General features: G+C 59.4%; 19 protein-coding genes and 3 tRNA genes. 20 read left to right on the top strand and 2 right to left on the bottom strand.

Annotated elements, in window-relative coordinates:
- Positions 1-79: 79 nt before the first annotated feature.
- From ispE to sdhB, 16 genes are all read left to right on the top strand, one after another.
- Positions 80-943, top strand: coding sequence for a 4-(cytidine 5'-diphospho)-2-C-methyl-D-erythritol kinase (gene ispE / locus HMPREF1153_RS03760; protein WP_009645603.1), 864 nt, complete (start codon positions 80-82; stop codon positions 941-943).
- A gap of 29 nt (positions 944-972) precedes the next feature.
- Positions 973-1,668 (top strand): GntR family transcriptional regulator, encoded by a 696-nt coding sequence (locus tag HMPREF1153_RS03755; protein ID WP_009645585.1) that lies wholly within the window; start codon positions 973-975, stop codon positions 1,666-1,668.
- 103 nt (positions 1,669-1,771) lie between these two features.
- On the top strand, positions 1,772-3,160 hold the full coding sequence (gene glmU, locus HMPREF1153_RS03750; RefSeq protein ID WP_009645600.1) for a bifunctional UDP-N-acetylglucosamine diphosphorylase/glucosamine-1-phosphate N-acetyltransferase GlmU: 1,389 nt from the start codon (positions 1,772-1,774) through the stop codon (positions 3,158-3,160).
- Positions 3,157-4,098, top strand: coding sequence for a ribose-phosphate diphosphokinase (locus HMPREF1153_RS03745; protein ID WP_009645597.1), 942 nt, complete (start codon positions 3,157-3,159; stop codon positions 4,096-4,098). Before glmU ends, HMPREF1153_RS03745 begins: the two co-directional genes overlap by 4 nt.
- Before the next feature lie 11 nt (positions 4,099-4,109).
- Positions 4,110-4,547: an acyl-CoA thioesterase gene (locus HMPREF1153_RS03740; protein WP_009645602.1), complete on the top strand. Its 438-nt coding sequence runs from the start codon at positions 4,110-4,112 to the stop codon at positions 4,545-4,547.
- Positions 4,548-4,581: 34 nt separating this feature from the next.
- Entirely contained in the window at positions 4,582-5,124 is a 543-nt protein-coding gene (locus tag HMPREF1153_RS03735; RefSeq protein ID WP_009645586.1) for a hypothetical protein, read from the top strand.
- 12 nt (positions 5,125-5,136) lie between these two features.
- Positions 5,137-5,793: a coenzyme F420-0:L-glutamate ligase gene (locus HMPREF1153_RS03730; RefSeq protein ID WP_009645606.1), complete on the top strand. Its 657-nt coding sequence runs from the start codon at positions 5,137-5,139 to the stop codon at positions 5,791-5,793.
- Between the two features lie 57 nt (positions 5,794-5,850).
- A complete protein-coding gene (gene rph, locus HMPREF1153_RS03725; protein ID WP_009645609.1) occupies positions 5,851-6,597 on the top strand; it encodes a ribonuclease PH in 747 nt (248 codons plus the stop codon).
- Complete coding sequence (gene rdgB / locus HMPREF1153_RS03720; protein WP_009645599.1) at positions 6,594-7,184, top strand: RdgB/HAM1 family non-canonical purine NTP pyrophosphatase; 591 nt, start codon at positions 6,594-6,596, stop codon at positions 7,182-7,184. Before rph ends, rdgB begins: the two co-directional genes overlap by 4 nt.
- Entirely contained in the window at positions 7,181-7,666 is a 486-nt protein-coding gene (locus HMPREF1153_RS03715; RefSeq protein ID WP_009645591.1) for a metallophosphoesterase, read from the top strand. The genes rdgB and HMPREF1153_RS03715 overlap by 4 nt, the downstream gene beginning before the upstream one ends.
- A complete protein-coding gene (locus HMPREF1153_RS12885) occupies positions 7,663-7,833 on the top strand; it encodes a hypothetical protein (protein WP_009645598.1) in 171 nt (56 codons plus the stop codon). Before HMPREF1153_RS03715 ends, HMPREF1153_RS12885 begins: the two co-directional genes overlap by 4 nt.
- A 48-nt stretch (positions 7,834-7,881) precedes the next feature.
- Positions 7,882-8,724 (top strand): fumarate hydratase, encoded by an 843-nt coding sequence (locus tag HMPREF1153_RS03710; RefSeq protein ID WP_009645595.1) that lies wholly within the window; start codon positions 7,882-7,884, stop codon positions 8,722-8,724.
- A gap of 26 nt (positions 8,725-8,750) precedes the next feature.
- Positions 8,751-9,308, top strand: a complete 558-nt coding sequence (locus HMPREF1153_RS03705; RefSeq protein ID WP_009645610.1) for a Fe-S-containing hydro-lyase — start codon at positions 8,751-8,753, stop codon at positions 9,306-9,308.
- A gap of 105 nt (positions 9,309-9,413) precedes the next feature.
- Positions 9,414-10,046, top strand: a complete 633-nt coding sequence (locus tag HMPREF1153_RS03700) for a succinate dehydrogenase (protein WP_037369753.1) — start codon at positions 9,414-9,416, stop codon at positions 10,044-10,046.
- Between the two features lie 38 nt (positions 10,047-10,084).
- Positions 10,085-11,887, top strand: coding sequence for a succinate dehydrogenase flavoprotein subunit (gene sdhA, locus HMPREF1153_RS03695; protein ID WP_009645594.1), 1,803 nt, complete (start codon positions 10,085-10,087; stop codon positions 11,885-11,887).
- A 16-nt stretch (positions 11,888-11,903) separates the two neighbouring features.
- Positions 11,904-12,656: a succinate dehydrogenase iron-sulfur subunit gene (sdhB, locus tag HMPREF1153_RS03690; protein ID WP_009645588.1), complete on the top strand. Its 753-nt coding sequence runs from the start codon at positions 11,904-11,906 to the stop codon at positions 12,654-12,656.
- 122 nt (positions 12,657-12,778) lie between these two features.
- Here the strand turns inward: sdhB and HMPREF1153_RS03685 are convergent, their stop codons facing one another.
- On the bottom strand, positions 12,779-13,120 hold the full coding sequence (locus HMPREF1153_RS03685) for a type II toxin-antitoxin system HicB family antitoxin (protein ID WP_009645589.1): 342 nt from the start codon (positions 13,118-13,120) through the stop codon (positions 12,779-12,781).
- A gap of 12 nt (positions 13,121-13,132) precedes the next feature.
- Complete coding sequence (locus HMPREF1153_RS03680) at positions 13,133-13,390, bottom strand: type II toxin-antitoxin system HicA family toxin (protein WP_009645604.1); 258 nt, start codon at positions 13,388-13,390, stop codon at positions 13,133-13,135.
- Positions 13,391-13,627: 237 nt separating this feature from the next.
- Here HMPREF1153_RS03680 and HMPREF1153_RS03675 point away from each other — a divergent pair.
- From HMPREF1153_RS03675 to HMPREF1153_RS03660, 4 genes are all read left to right on the top strand, one after another.
- Positions 13,628-13,704 (top strand) — tRNA-Asp (locus HMPREF1153_RS03675).
- A gap of 6 nt (positions 13,705-13,710) precedes the next feature.
- Positions 13,711-13,785, top strand: a tRNA-Gly gene (locus tag HMPREF1153_RS03670).
- 3 nt (positions 13,786-13,788) lie between these two features.
- Positions 13,789-13,863 (top strand) — tRNA-Cys (locus tag HMPREF1153_RS03665).
- Between the two features lie 76 nt (positions 13,864-13,939).
- Complete coding sequence (locus HMPREF1153_RS03660) at positions 13,940-15,559, top strand: peptide chain release factor 3 (protein ID WP_009645605.1); 1,620 nt, start codon at positions 13,940-13,942, stop codon at positions 15,557-15,559.
- Positions 15,560-15,615 lie beyond the last annotated feature (56 nt).

Raw genomic sequence — 15,615 nt, 5'->3', positions numbered from 1 at the left:
TTTTTTCTAAGGCTTGCTGTAAAGAGAAAAAATTGATAGAATTTATGGCGGTATATGAGGGAAGGATGGTGCATTTCTTTTGCTGAAGCTTTTGGCGCGGGCGAAGATCAATCTGACGCTCGATATCTTGGGGAAACGTCCCGACGGCTATCACGAGGTGGAGATGGTCATGCAGTCCGTCGCGCTCGCGGATGAGGTCGAGCTGGAAAAGACGGCGCAGGGCATTTCTTTGGAGATCGAAGGCGCGACGCTCGCTGCAGACGAGAGCAATCTCGCGTGGCGTGCGGCGGCGCTCTTTTTGCGCCGTTTTCCGTCGGCGGGCGGCATAGCGATCCGCTTGAAAAAGACGATTCCGATGGCGGCGGGACTCGCGGGCGGTTCTGCGGACGCTGCCGCCGTGCTCCTCGGGATGAACGATCTTTTTGAGAAGGGGCTGGATGAGGCGGCGCTTGCGGAGCTTGCAGCCGAGATCGGCTCTGACGTCCCCTTTTGTCTTGCGGGCGGTACGCAGCTGGCGACGGGGCGCGGCGAGATTCTGCGCCGCCTTGCCGATCTGCCGCCTTTTCCCGTCGTGCTGGCGAAGCCGCCCGTCGACGTTTCGACCGCCTGGGCGTACGGGCGCTACGATGCGCAGAAGGCGGTGCGGCACCCGGACACGGAGAAGATGCTCGCCGCCATCGGTGCGGGCGATCGCTTGCGCATTTGCCGGGAGTTGTGCAATGTGCTCGAAAGTGTTACCATAGAGGAGCATGAGGAGATCCGTCGTCTGAAGGAAAGGATGCTGGAGCAGGGCGCACTCGCTGCCATGATGTCCGGCTCAGGGCCGACGGTCTTCGCACTGATGGAAAGCGAGGGGGCGGCGCAGAATCTGACGAAGAGACTGCGCGAAGAGACGGATGCCGCCGTCTTTTGCACAAAGACGCAGGGGGCGCAGATGTTCTGAAGCGCCGTACCTGTGCAGGGGGAAAAACGATGGGACAGGAAATGAAGCTCGCACCGATCCGCCTCGACAGCTACCAGCCTCTGCGCGAGGTGGTTGCTGAGGCTCTGCGCGATGCGATCAAGAGCGGCACGCTTGCGCCAGGACAGAGGCTCATGGAGATCCAGCTCGCCGAAGAACTCGGCGTCAGCCGCACGCCCGTGCGCGAGGCGATCCGAAAGCTCGAACTCGAAGGCTACGTCGTCATGATGCCTCGGCGCGGCACCTACGTCGCGAACCTTTCCATCCGCGACGTCAACGATGTCTTCGAGATCCGCACGGCGCTCGATTCGCTCGCCTGCGCCCTTGCGGCAGAGCGCATCACGGAGAATGAGCTGGAAAGCCTGCAGCGTCTCCTCGTCGCCATCGGCGGACAGATCGAGGCGGGCGACATGGAAAAGATCGTGGAAACGGACATGCGCTTTCACGACCTCCTCTATCAGGCGAGCCGCAACACGCGTCTCGTCGGCATCATCTCGAACCTGCGCGAGCAGCTCACGCGCTTTCGTTCCGCCTCGATGTCGTTTCCGGGTCGTCTCAAGGAGACGCTTGAGGAGCATAGAGAGATCGTCGACGCCATCGCCCAGGGCGACGTGCAGGGCGCGAAGCAGGCGGCGGAAGCCCATATGGAAAAGGCGGAGCGTACGCTTCTTCTGAGCATGGAGGCGGCGAAGAATGCCGGCATCTAAAAGATGGCGGGAAAGGATGCGTCCAGAACTTTGCAGGGATTGGCTGCGGAGTTTCCTGAGAACGATGCTGAGGAAATGTCTTTGAGCAATGGAGGCTGAACGAATGGCAGATCTGACAACAGTCATATTGGCGGCGGGCAAGGGGACGCGCATGAAGTCGTCTTTGCCGAAGGTGCTGCACAAGGCGGGCGGCAAGGCGATGCTCGCCCATGTGCTCGCGGCCGCGAAGGAGGCGGGCGCCGTGCGCAATATCGTCGTCGTGGGATTCGGCGGCGAGACGGTGGAAAAGGCGCTTGCGGGCGAGGCGGATTTCGTCACGCAGGAAGAGCAGCTCGGCACGGGGCATGCCGTCCTGCAGGCGGAACCGCTGCTGCACGAGGAAAAGGGCACGGTTCTCGTGCTCTGCGGCGACACGCCGCTCCTGACGGGGAAGCTCCTCAAGAAGCTCGCGAAAGAGCACGCGGCGTCGGGCGCGAAGGCGACCGTTCTGACCGCGGTCATGCCCGATGCAACGGGATATGGCCGCATCATCCGCGCCGCAGACGGCACGGTGGAAAGGATCGTCGAGCACAAGGACGCGACGGAGGAGGAGCGCAATGTGCGCGAGGTCAATTCGGGCATCTATTGCTTTGAAGCGCCCGACCTTTTCGCCGCCCTGCACGAGGTCAAAAATGACAATGCACAGGGCGAGTACTATCTGCCCGACGTGCTCGAAATCCTCCGAAAGAAGGGCGAGAAAATCTTCGCCGCCACGGCCGACGACTACGAGGAAACGCTCGGTGTCAACTCGCGCGCCCAGCTCGCCGCCTCGGAGAAGATCCTGCGCCGCCGCAAGAATGAGGCGCTGATGGCAGAGGGCGTGACACTCATGGATCCCGATACGACCTACGTCGACGTCGATGTCATCGTCGGCCGCGACACCGTTCTCTATCCGGGCACGTGGCTTGAGGGTGCGACGGTCATCGGCGAGGGCTGCGAGATCGGCCCGAATTCGCGCTTTCAGGACGTGAAGGTTGGCGCGCATGTCACGGCGCATTTCTGCTATGCGCATGAATGCGAAATCGCCGACGGTGCGACGCTCGGCCCGTACGTTCATCTTCGCCCCGCGACGAAAATCGCCGCGCACGTCAAGATCGGCAATTTCGTCGAGGTCAAGAACTCCGTCGTCGGCGAGGGGACGAAGCTGCCGCATCTCTCGTACATCGGCGATTCCGACATCGGTGCGGGCGTCAACATGGGCTGCGGCACGATCACGGTCAATTACGACGGCAGGCAGAAGTTCCGCACGAAAGTCGGCGACGGCGCTTTCGTCGGCTGCAACTCGAACCTCGTCGCACCCGTCAGCGTCGGCGACGGCGCCTACATCGGCGCAGGGTCGACGATCACGAAGGACATCCCCGCAGGCGATCTCGCCATCGCGCGCGCCCACCAGAAGAATATCACGGGCTGGGCGGACAAGCGCAAAGAAGAAATGGAGGCTACTGGAAAATGACGAACCTTGACAACCTATGCATCATGACGGGCAACGCCAACCCCGAGCTCGCGAAGAAGATCGCATCGCATATCGGCGTGCCGCTGTGTGATGCATACGTCGGTCATTTCAACAACGGCGAGACGCAGGTGATGATCAGCGAGAGCATTCGCGGCAAGGACATCTTTATCATTCAACCGACCTCGCAGCCGGTCAACGACAATCTCATGGAGCTTCTCATCATGACGGACGCCTGCAAGAGGGCGTCGGCGCACAGCATCACGGCCGTCGTGCCGTACTACGCCTACGCGCGTCAGGATCGCAAGACGCGCGGGCGCGAGCCGATCTCGGCGAAGCTCGTCGCGAACCTCATGGAGACGGCGGGCGTCTCGCGCGTCGTGACGGTCGATCTGCATGCAGGTCAGATCCAGGGGTTCTTCGACATTCCCGTCGATCATCTCGGAGCGGCTCCCGTCCTCGCCGCGTATCTGAAGGAGCACAATCTCGAAAATGCCGTCGTCGTCTCACCCGATCTCGGCGGCGTCACGCGCACGCGAAATCTTGCTGACCGCCTGCACGCACCGATCGCCATCATCGAGAAGCGCCGCCCGCAGCCGGGCGTGGCGGAGGTCATGAACCTCATCGGCGACGTCGAGGGCAAGACGGCAATCCTCATCGACGACATCGTCGACACGGCAGGCTCTCTTTGCGAGGGGGCGAAGGCACTTGCAAAGCTTGGTGCAAAAGAAGTCTACGCCGCCTGTTCCCATGCGATCCTGACCGATCCTGCCATCGAGCGCATCAACGCGTCGGTGCTCAAGCAGCTGATTGTCACGGACACGATTCCTTTGGGCGACAAGAAGTCAGACAAGATCGTCGTGCTCTCGATGGCGGACGCTATCGGCGACGTGCTCATCAGCATACAGGAGCATCGTTCGGTCAGTCACCTGTTTCGCTGATGGAGAGCGTCATGGAGGTCAAGGCATACCATCGTGTGAATTTCTACGATACGGACGCCATGGGCGTCGTGCATCATGCGAACTACATTCGTTGGTTCGAGATCGGCAGGGTCGAGTTCCTGCGCGCGCTCGGCATCACATTGGGCGATCTGATGGAGGCGGGCTACGTCTTTCCGCTGACCGATGTCAGCGCAAAATTCGTCGCCTCAGGCAAGTTCGACGATGAACTCGCCATCGTCACGCGCCCGACGGCGCTGACAAAGGTCAAGATGGCGTTCGACTACGAAGTGCGGCGCGTGGCGGACGACGCATTGCTCGTCCTCGGTCATACGCAGAACGTCTTCACGAGCCGAGAGACGGGGCGCATCACGAAACTGCCTGCAGAGTTTTATGAAAAGCTTCATGCCGCGCTTTCGGAGGATGCGCCGACGGGTGCAGAAAATCTCTGAACGTTCGCCAGGAAGCTTTGGGAGGTCTTGAAAGTTGTATATTGCAATCGGTGTTGTTCTCGCTGCGATTTTTCTTTGCATCATCGTGGTGAAACTCTTCTTTGTCAAGGAGGGTACGGAAGAGGTCGTCGTGAAGCTTACGGAGCGCACGCCCCTCGAAGTAACGGCGCAGGATGAAAAAAGCGTGACGCTCGTCACGAAGCTGGAGTTCGCCAATGTCGGCAAGCAGGTCGGCACGATCATGGACGCCCTTGTGCGTCCGCTCGTGCCCTACGAACAGTACGACGGGCTTGAAGTGCGCGGCAGAGCCGAGCGAGAGGGCGCACCGCGCGAGGATGATTACTTCGAGGCGGTGCTCATCGAAGCGGGTAAAAGCATCTTCGTCAAAGCGTATGTGACGCTTACGGCGCGAAAGGGCAGGAGCATCAAGGAGGCGGTCGCGCACATGGCCGATTTCTCGGCGGATCTCATCTACCAGGAGACGGGCAGACGGCCGTGGCGTTATTCGAAGGTGACGATTCCCGTGCGTGCGGCGGAGGTCGCCGCGCTCGTCGGCGTGACTTTGGCGGACGATTGAGGAGGGGCGAACATGAAAGAGAAAGTAGAGATTCTGCCCGTTCCTACGCGCATTCTGACGGACAGGGATGACATCATCGACTGCGTGGAGAGGTATACGCGCGGCAAGATCGGCGAGGATGACGTGATTTCTGTGGCAGAGAGCGTCGTCGCCATCACGCAGGGACGCATCGTGCGTCCCGAGGATCTGAAGATCTCGTGGCTCGCGCAGTTCTGCTGCCGCTTCATCCCGGATGTCGGCAGCCTCGCGAGTCCGCACGGCATGCAGTCCTTGATGAACGTCGAGGGCAAGTGGCGCGTCGCCGCCGCGCTCTTCGCGGGATCTTTGGGAAAGATCGTGGGAAAGAGCGGCCTTTTTTATAAATGGGGCGGCGAGCAGACGGCGCTCATCGACGATGTGACGGGCACGATGCCGCCTTTTGACAAGCACATCGTCTACGGGCCGCGCGATCCGGAGGATGTCGTCGCGCGTCTCAAAGAGAGGCTCGGCTGCTTCGGCGCCGTCATCGCCGATGTCAACGATCTCAAGCGCTCGCGCATCGTCGGCGTGACAGACGGCACGAAGGGCGAGCTCGTCGCGAAGCTCCTCATTGACAACCCGTTCGGCAACGCTTCGCAGAAGACGCCGATCTGCATCATAAAGAACTTCCGGCAATATCAGGAGGGATAAAGAGGGGCAGGGCTTGGCGCCCTGCCCTTTTCCCGTGAGAGGAGAGGAACATGCGCTATGCAGAGAATACGCGGACGTGCCGCTGACGCGCTGCGTCCCCTGAAGATCACGCGAGGCTTCCAAAAGGGGCCGGCGGGTTCGGTGCTCATCGAGATGGGACGCACGCGCGTCATCTGCGCTGCGTCCGTCGAAGATCGCGTGCCGTACTTTCTGCGCGGCACGGGCACGGGCTGGATCAAGGCAGAGTACGCGCTCTTGCCGAGTGCGACTTCGACGCGCACGCCACGCGAGGCCTGCCAAGGCCGCCAGTCGGGGCGCACGCAGGAGATCCAGCGTCTCATCGGCCGCTCGCTGCGCTCCGTCGTTGATCTTGCAGCGCTCGGCGAGCGCACGATCGCCTTGGATTGTGACGTCATCGAGGCGGACGGCGGCACGCGTACGGCGGCGATCACGGGCGCTTTCGTCGCGCTCGTAGAGGCGTGCGCGAGTTTCTATGAGAAGGGTAAGGCGTTCCCTGTGAAAGATTTCCTCGCGGCGGTCAGCGTCGGTCTCGCGAAGGACGGCGAACCGATCCTCGACCTTTGCTACGAGGAAGACAGCACGGCGCTCGTCGATATGAACGTCGTGATGACGGGCGCTTATGACTTCGTTGAGGTGCAGGGCACGGGCGAGGGGCGGCCCTTCTCACGCAAGGAGATGGAGGCGCTCCTCGCGCTGGCGGAAAAGGGCATCGACGAATTGATAGCAAGAGAAAAGGACGCGCTTGGCGGCGAGCTCGTCTGGAAAGTGGGGCGAATCGGATGAAGAAGATCGTAGTCGCTACGAAGAATGAGGGCAAGGTGAAGGAAATCCTTGCAGCTTTTCAAAAGCTCCCCGTGGAGCTTTTGACCCTCAAGGATTTTGGGGAGCTTCCCGATGCTGTTGAGGATGCTTCGACCTTCGAGGGGAACGCGCGCATCAAGGCGCGTTTTTATGCAGAAAGGACGGGATGCGCGTGCCTTGCTGACGACTCGGGACTGGAAGTCGAAGTCTTGGGCGGTGCACCGGGCGTTCACTCGGCGCGTTACTCGGGGCGGCACGATGATGCGGCGAACAACGAGAAGCTCGTGGCAGAGCTTCAAAATAGGGGGGCTGTCGAATCTGCTGCCGCTTTTCGCTGCGTGCTCGTCCTGCACGACACGGACGGCACGGAACTCATCTCTGAAGGGACGTGTGTCGGACGCGTGCGCCAAGAGCCGCGCGGTGCGGGCGGCTTCGGCTATGACCCGTATTTCTATCTCGCGAGCGGCAAGTCGCTGGCGGAACTGACGGTTTCTGAAAAGCAGGCGGTCAGCCATCGCGGCGCAGCGCTTCGTCTCATGGCGGCGCAGATGAAGGAGCATCTCACATGAAGATCGGCATTATGAGCGACAGCCACGGCGACCGCCGCGCGATCGATCACGCTGTGGAACGTGCGGGCAAGGTCGACCTCTGGCTTCATGCGGGAGACTGCGTTCCCGATGCGGCGTACCTCGCGCTCGTCTCGGCGGTGCGCGTGGAAAACGTCGCGGGCAACACGGACTGGCCCGACGGCAAGACGCCCGACGAGATCGTTGTCGAAGCGGCAGGACACCGCATCTTTCTCACGCACGGTCACATCTACGGCGTGCGTTCGACGCTTGAAATGCTGGTGACAGCGGCGAAGGAGGCGCAGGCGGACATTGCCGTCTACGGTCATACGCATGTGGCGCAGGAGGTCACGGGAGATGTTCATGTCCTCAACCCCGGAAGCGTGGCGCGTCCGCGCGATGAGGCGCGTCCTTCCTTCATGCTCGCCGAGCTTGAGACGGGGAAGCCGCCGCAGGTCGAACTCATCCGCTTGGGAAGAGCTTGACGGCAGAGGGCTTGCTGGCAAGTGCACGAAAGGAATATTGGAAGGGAATTCCGGTCACTTTTTCGCCGGTTTTCGGCATGCAAAAAAGCGAACGGGATTCATCTTTTTCTCTGCAGAAACTCAAGAAACACAAGGGTTTCGGTGTTGAATGTGCGATGAAAATATGATATGATGAAGCTATGTGAGTATTACAATTTCTTATGGGAGGGTTTATCTTGCGTACAATCGAAGCGAAACAGATTACGGAAGCCGTTGCCGAGATGTGCAAAGAGGCTGCCTACTATCTGCCGGACGACGTCTACGAGGCTTTGAAGCGCGGACGCGAGGCAGAGGAGTCGCCGGTAGGGCGCGACGTGCTCGACCAGATCATCCGCAATGCGGAGATCGCCAAGGCCGAGGATCGCCCCATCTGTCAGGACACCGGCATGACGATCGTCTTCCTTGAGATCGGTCAGGATCTGCACATCGCAGGCGGCGATCTCGAAGAGGCGGTCAATGCCGGTGTCGCCAAGGGCTATACGGAAGGGTATCTGAGGAAGTCCGTCGTCGCCGAGCCGCTGTTCAACCGCAAGAACACGCAAAACAATACGCCTGCCGTCATCTACACGCGCATCGTGCCGGGCGACAAGCTCAAGATCACGGTCGGACCCAAGGGCTTCGGCAGCGAGAACAAGTCGGGCGTCAAGATGCTCGTTCCTGCGGATGGCGTCGAAGGCGTCAAGAAGGCCGTGCTCGACATCATCCTGCACGCAAGCTGCAATCCCTGTCCTCCCATGGTTGTCGGCGTCGGCATCGGCGGCACGATGGACCGCGCCGCTTACTACTCGAAGAAGGCGCTCGTGCGCTCCATCAACGAGCGCAACCCCATGCCCGAGTACGCGAAGCTCGAAGGCGAGCTTCTTGAGATGATCAACAAGACGGGCATCGGCCCTCAGCTAGGCGGCTCCGTATCGGCTCTCGCCGTCAACATCGAATGGGGCCCGACGCACATCGCGGGACTGCCCGTGGCCGTCACGATCTGCTGTCATGCGATGCGCCACAAGGATCGCGTCCTTTAATTGCTCGGGATGGGAGGATAAGAAAAATGGCTGAAAAGATTCGTATCGAAACACCGTTTACCGTGGAGCAGTCCAAGAAGCTCAAGGCGGGCGACAGCGTGCTCATCACAGGCACGATCATCAGCGCACGCGATGCGGCGCACAAGGTCATGTGCGAAGCTCTGGCACGCGGCGAGAAGCTCCCCGTGGACTGGAAGAATGAAATCGTCTACTACCTCGGACCTACGCCTGCGAAGCCCGGCGATCCTATCGGCTCGTGCGGCCCGACGACTGCCGGCCGCATGGACGCCTACACGCCGACGATGCTTGAACAGGGCATCACGGGCATGATCGGAAAGGGATCGCGTGACCCGAAGGTCATCGAGTCGATGAAGAAGAACGGCGTGACATACTTCGTCGCCGTCGGCGGCGCGGCGGCTCTGATCGCCAAGTCCGTCAAGAAGTACGAAGTGCTCGCCTATCCGGAACTCGGCCCGGAGGCTGTGGCTCGTCTGACCGTTGTCGACTTTCCGGCGATCGTCGGCATCGACTGCGAGGGGAATAACTTCTACGAGATTGGCCAGGCGCCGTATCGTAAGTTATAGAAAGCGCCTGTTTGGCGCTTTCATGGGAGGCGCTGAACTTATCGGCGCTTCCTGTAATCCGCCCCCGCACGATGCGGGGCGCAAAGAATTTATAGGAGGTATAGAATGATTAACACAACTTTTTACGCCCGCCGCCTGCATTCCCTGGTCGGCTTGCTGGCACTCGGAGGATTCCTCATGGAGCACATCCTCACTAATGCTTCGGCTCTGGGCGGTGCTGAAGCCCTGAATGGCAAGCTCGCCATGATGGAGCTGATTCCGAAACCAATCTTCCTCGGACTTGAGGTCGGCGCCGTCGCCATCCCGTTCCTCTTCCATGCGATCTATGGCATCTACATCTGCATGCAGGCGAAGAACAACCCGACGAAGTATGGCTACCTCAACAACTGGAATTTTGCTTTCCAGCGCTGGACGGCATGGTTCCTGCTCGTCTTCCTCGTATGGCACGTCGGTTACTTGCGCTGCTACGTCAAGGGTGTCCTCGGCACGCCGATCACCTATGAACTGATCCAGAGCTACGTCACGGGCAGCCCGGTCGTCTTCGTCCTCTACCTCATCGGCATGCTCGCAGCGATCTTCCATTTCACGAACGGCATTACGACCTTCCTCATGACGTGGGGCGTCGTCAAGGGGCCTCGCGCCCAGAAGACGGCGGGGCTTCTCTCCATGTTGCTCTGCGTGGCTCTGAGCCTCGTGACGATTGCCTTCATGGTGAGCTACTTCGTTCCCATGCATTGATCGATTGATTGTGATGTATAGATAAGGAGAGAACCTACATGGCTGAAAAGAAAAAAATCATTATTGTAGGCGGCGGTCTCTCGGGTCTCATGGCGACCATCAAGGTCTGTGAGCTCGGCGGCGAAGTCGACCTGTTTTCCTACTGCCCCGTAAAGCGCTCCCACTCGCTGTGTGCGCAGGGCGGCATCAACGCCTGCATGGACACGAAAGGCGAGCATGACAGCGTTTACGAACATTTCGATGATACGGTCTACGGCGGCGACTTCCTTGCCGATCAGGTTGCGGTCAAGGGCATGGTCGAGGCGGCGCCGAAGCTCATCAAGATGTTCGACCGCATGGGCGTTCCCTTCACACGCACGCCTGAAGGCAACCTCGACCTCCGCAATTTCGGTGGTCAGAAGAACAAGCGCACCTGTTTCGCCGGCTCGACGACAGGTCAGCAGCTCCTCTATGCACTCGACGAGCAGGTTCGCCGCTGGGAGGTCAAGGGTGGCGTCAAGAAGTATGAGTTCTGGGAATTTATCCGCATCATCAAGAACAAGGACGGCATCTGCCGCGGCATCGTCGCGCAGAACATGAACTCGATGGAGATCAAGTCGTTCCCCGCCGACGTCGTCATCCTTGCGACGGGCGGCCCCGGCCAGGTGTTTGGCCGTTGCACGGCTTCGACGATCTGCAACGGCTCGGCCGTTTCCGCTGTCTACCAGCAGGGTGCACACATCGGCAACCCCGAGTTCATCCAGATTCATCCGACAGCGATTCCGGGTTCCGACAAGAACCGCCTGATGAGCGAGGCGTGCCGCGGCGAAGGCGGACGCGTCTGGGTCTATCGCGACGGCAAGCCCTGGTACTTCCTTGAGGACATGTATCCGGCATATGGCAACCTCGTGCCGCGTGACGTCGCGTCGCGTGCTATCTTCAAGGTCTGCGTGCACATGGGTCTGGGCATCAACGGCGAGAACCGCGTCTACCTCGACCTCTCGCATATCGATCCGCATTACCTGGAGCACAAGCTCGGCGGTATCCTCGAAATCTACATGGACTTCGTCGGAAAAGATCCGCGCAAGGTGCCGATGGAGATCTTCCCGTCCGTCCACTATTCGATGGGCGGCATCTGGGTCGACCGCCTGCACCACACGAATATCAAGGGACTCATGGCCTCGGGCGAGTGCGACTACCAGTATCACGGCGCGAACCGCCTCGGTGCGAACTCGCTCCTTTCCGCTGCTTACTCCGGCACAGTCTCCGGTCCTGAAGCCATGCGCATGGCGAAGTCCGGCGAGCTTGGCGACGCCCTCACACAGGCGGAGCTTGACAAGGCGCGTCAGGAAGTCGTTGACCAGTTCGAAGGCATCCTCAAGATGGACGGTCCTGAGAACGCGCACAAACTCCACCACGAGCTTGGCGACCTCATGTACAAATATGTTTCCATCGAGCGCGACAACAACGGCCTCGACCAGTGCCTCGTGGAGCTCAAGGAAATCCTCAAGCGTTGGGACAACATCGGCTTGACGGATCGCGGTCATTGGGCGAACCAGGAAGCCATGTTCGTGCGCCAGCTGCGCAATATGATCCTCTACGCGATGTGCATCACGAAGGCGGCTCGCTGCCGCGACGAGAGCCGCGGCGCTCATGCCAAGATCGCCCTCGACGCGAACGGCAAGCGCATGATGGACGGCGACGAGCTCGTCTTCATGCCGCGTGACGACAAGAACTTCATGCGCATCTCCATCGTCGACTACGACCCGAAGACGGAAGAGCCGATCGTCAGCTACGACGAGTTCGATCATTCGCTCATCAAGCCGCGTGCGCGTAACTACGCGGTAGCGAAGAAAGAGTAAGAGGAGGAGATAGCAAATGGCAGAACAGAAGAAAGTAAGATTCATCATAGAGCGCCAGGATGGCCCTGACGCCAGCCCCTACAAGCAGGAATTCGATGTCGACTATCGTCCCGGCCTCAACGTCGTCGCGGCTCTGATGGAGATCCAGAAGAACCCTGTGACGGTCGACGGCAAGACGGTCGCACCCGTCAACTGGGAGTGCAACTGCCTGGAGAAGGTCTGCGGCGCCTGCATGATGGTCATCAACGGCAAGGCGCGTCAGGCCTGCTGCTCGCTCGTCGACGAGCTTGAGCAGCCGATCACGCTCGCGCCGGCACGCACCTTCCCCGTGATCCGCGACCTCCTCATCGATCGTTCCGTCATGTTCGAGAGCCTGAAGCGCATCCATGGCTGGATCGAGATCGACGGCTCGTGGGACAACCCCGATGCTCCGCTGCAGAATCCTTACACGGCGGAGACGACGTATGAGATTTCGCACTGCATGACGTGCGGCTGCTGCCTTGAGGCGTGCCCGAACGTCGGCCCGCAGTCCGACTTCATCGGACCTGCGCCTACGGTGCAGACGCTGCTCTTCAACCTCCATCCGCTCGGAAAGTTCGATGAGCCGAAGCGCCTCGAAGCCCTCATGGGCAAGGGCGGCATCACGAGCTGCGGCAACAGCCAGAACTGTGAGAAAGCCTGCCCGAAGGAGATCAAGCTCACGAAGCACCTCGCACAGCTCAACCGCGACGTCAACAAGCAGGCGCTGAGGAATATCTTCAACAACTAAAAAAGGAACGGCGGCGAATTTTTCACCATCGTCCCAAGATAGAAGGAGCGCACTTCCCGATTTCCGGGGAGTGCGCTCTTGTCTTATGGAAGCATCATGGTTTTTCCCTAGAGAGAAACAGCTCATGCCTGCGGCACTGTCGTTGCCTGCGTCAAGACATCCTTGATGAATTGGTTCAAAGACACATCGTGCCTCGTCGCTTCCAGCGCCAGCTTTCGATGAAGATCGCTCGGGATTCGGATGTTGAAAGTGCCTTTGAATTCCTTATCGGGAGTCTTTTGAATCTTTTTGCAGACATCCAAATAATTGTCAATGCAATGATGGAAAGCATCTTTCAGTTCAGCGACGCTCGCGCCATGAAAATTCAGTGAGTCGTTGATGCCGAACACTTCGCCGATGAAGAGCGCGTCTTGTGCATCGAACGAGATTTTCGCATGGTAGCCTTTGTACTCCAACAGATTCATGATGAATCCTCCTTAAATTTCCTCGATGTCTTTCAAGAACGCAAGGACTTTCTTGATTTGATACCGATAAAGTTCCTTTCTGGGATGCGGGCCGTCAAACTGCAGGATGCGCTTGCTTGCCGTATGAAAATAACCGATGCCGGAGCCTCTTCCGCCTTGGAATTTTTCACAGCCGCATTTCTTCATCAAGGCGTCAAGCTCACGCACCGTGAAATTCGCGGGTGCGGGTTTCCTGCAGATCTTTTCAAGCAGTATATCTTTTGTAGGCATGGTTTCACCTCAAGGAGATTATAGCAGAATGGGGTGCTGTATGCAACTATGATTCAGTTGCTTTTGCTCGGTCATTTCTGAAAGGCTATGCGGGTTTGCGTCGAGCAATTAGCTAAAACGCGAGCGCAGGCATTCACGGGAAGCGGAAGGTTGAAATATTTCTTTCAGATTCCTTGACAAGCCCCCCATCGCTCTGTATAATACTACTTGTTGCCGACCTTACGGAAGGCGATGGATGGCCCGGTAGTTTAGTTGGTTAGAATGCCGCCCTGTCACGGCGGAGGTCAGGGGTTCAAGTCCCCTTCGGGTCGCCACTTCATGCGGAAGTAGCTCAGTGGTAGAGCACCACCTTGCCAAGGTGGGGGTCGCGAGTTCGAGCCTCGTTTTCCGCTCCATACGGCGACATAGCCAAGCGGTAAGGCAGGGGTCTGCAAAACCCTCATTCCCCAGTTCGATTCTGGGTGTCGCCTCCAAAACGATAGGCAAGACTGCTGCAGAGATTCTGCGGCAGTCTTTTTTTCAAATGACAACGGTGTGGGAGGATGTATTTTGTCGCAGGAAGAATTGAAGAAGGAAATAGAGAAAAGGCGCACGTTCGCCATCATTTCGCACCCGGACGCGGGCAAGACGACACTGACGGAGAAGCTTCTGCTCTACGGTGGGGCAATCCACCTCGCAGGATCGATCAAGTCGCGCAAGACGCAGCGCCATGCCGTGTCCGATTGGATGGAGATCGAGAAGCAGCGCGGTATTTCCGTCACGTCGAGCGTGCTGCAGTTCGACTACGCGGGCTGCCGCATCAACATCCTTGACACGCCCGGGCATCAGGATTTCAGCGAGGATACGTACCGCACGCTGATGGCGGTCGACAGCGCCGTCATGATTCTCGACGTGGCGAAGGGCGTCGAGGCGCAGACGAAGAAACTCTTCAAGGTTTGCCGCGAGCGCCATATTCCAATCTTCACCTTCGTCAACAAGCTCGACCGCTTTGGCAAGGCGCCGCTCGACCTCATGGCGGAGCTGGAAGATGTCTTGGGCATTCGCTCTTATCCGATGAATTGGCCGGTCGGTACGGACGGCAATTACAAAGGCGTCTATGACCGCGCGAAGCGCGAGGTCGAGCTTTTCGCTGCCGATATGAGCCACGGGCAGACAGAACGCGTCTCCGTCTGCGGCTCGATCGACGACGAGGCTTTTATGGCACAGCTGACAGAAGAGGAGCGCCGGACGCTCGCCGACGACATCGAGCTTCTCGATGCGGCGGGCGAGGACTTCGACCGCGAGAAGGTCGATCGTGGCGAATTGACGCCGACGTTCTTCGGTTCTGCCATGACGAATTTCGGCGTCAAGAATTTTCTGGAAGAGTATCTGCGACTCGCGCCTGCACCTGCGCCGCGCGCTTCGTCCGACGGCGTCATCGAGCCGACGGACGAGCGCTTCTCGGCTTTCGTATTCAAGATCCAGGCGAACATGAATCCCGCGCACCGCGATCGCCTCGCCTTCATTCGCATAGTGTCGGGCGCGTTCGAGCGCAACATGAGCGTCTGGCACGAAAAGAACGGCAAGCTGATCAAGCTCGCGCAGCCGCAGCAGTTCCTCGCGCAGGATCGGCAGATCATCGACGAGGCGTTTCCGGGCGACATCGTGGGGCTTTTTGATCCCGGTATATTCTCGATCGGCGATACGCTGACGGACGCCTCGCACAAGTTCAAATACGAAGATTTTCCCGTGTTTCCGCCCGAGAAGTTTGCACGCGTCTCGGCGAAGGACACGATGAAGCGCAAGCAGTTCGTCAAGGGCGTCGAGCAGCTCACGCAGGAGGGCGCGATCCAGCTTTTCATGCAGGAGGGCGCGGGCGCGGACGCCTACATCGTCGGCACGGTCGGCACGCTGCAGTTTGAAGTGCTCGAATACCGTCTGAAGAATGAGTACAATGTCGATATCGTGCTGCAGATGCAGCCCTATGAAGTCGCGCGTTGGATGACATTCGCCGATGGGCGCGAAATCACGCCCGCAACTCTGCGCGGCGCAGACCGCGGCATGTTTGTGCGCGACCGCCGGGGCAATCCCGTTCTGCTCGTGAGCAACGAATGGGCGCTCGGCTGGATCACGGAGAACAATCCCGACCTCCTGCTTCATGCCGTACCCGTCGACCGTACGGAGGCATAAAGCCTTGTCGAAGAGGCGAAAAGTGTGGTAAGCTACACGCACAAACGTCCACTTTG

Source organism: Selenomonas sp. CM52 (assembly GCF_000292955.1).
Lineage (GTDB): Bacteria > Bacillota > Negativicutes > Selenomonadales > Selenomonadaceae > Selenomonas.
The sequence above is the reverse complement of the archived record's forward strand: the minus strand, read 5'-3'. Positions and strand labels throughout refer to the sequence as shown.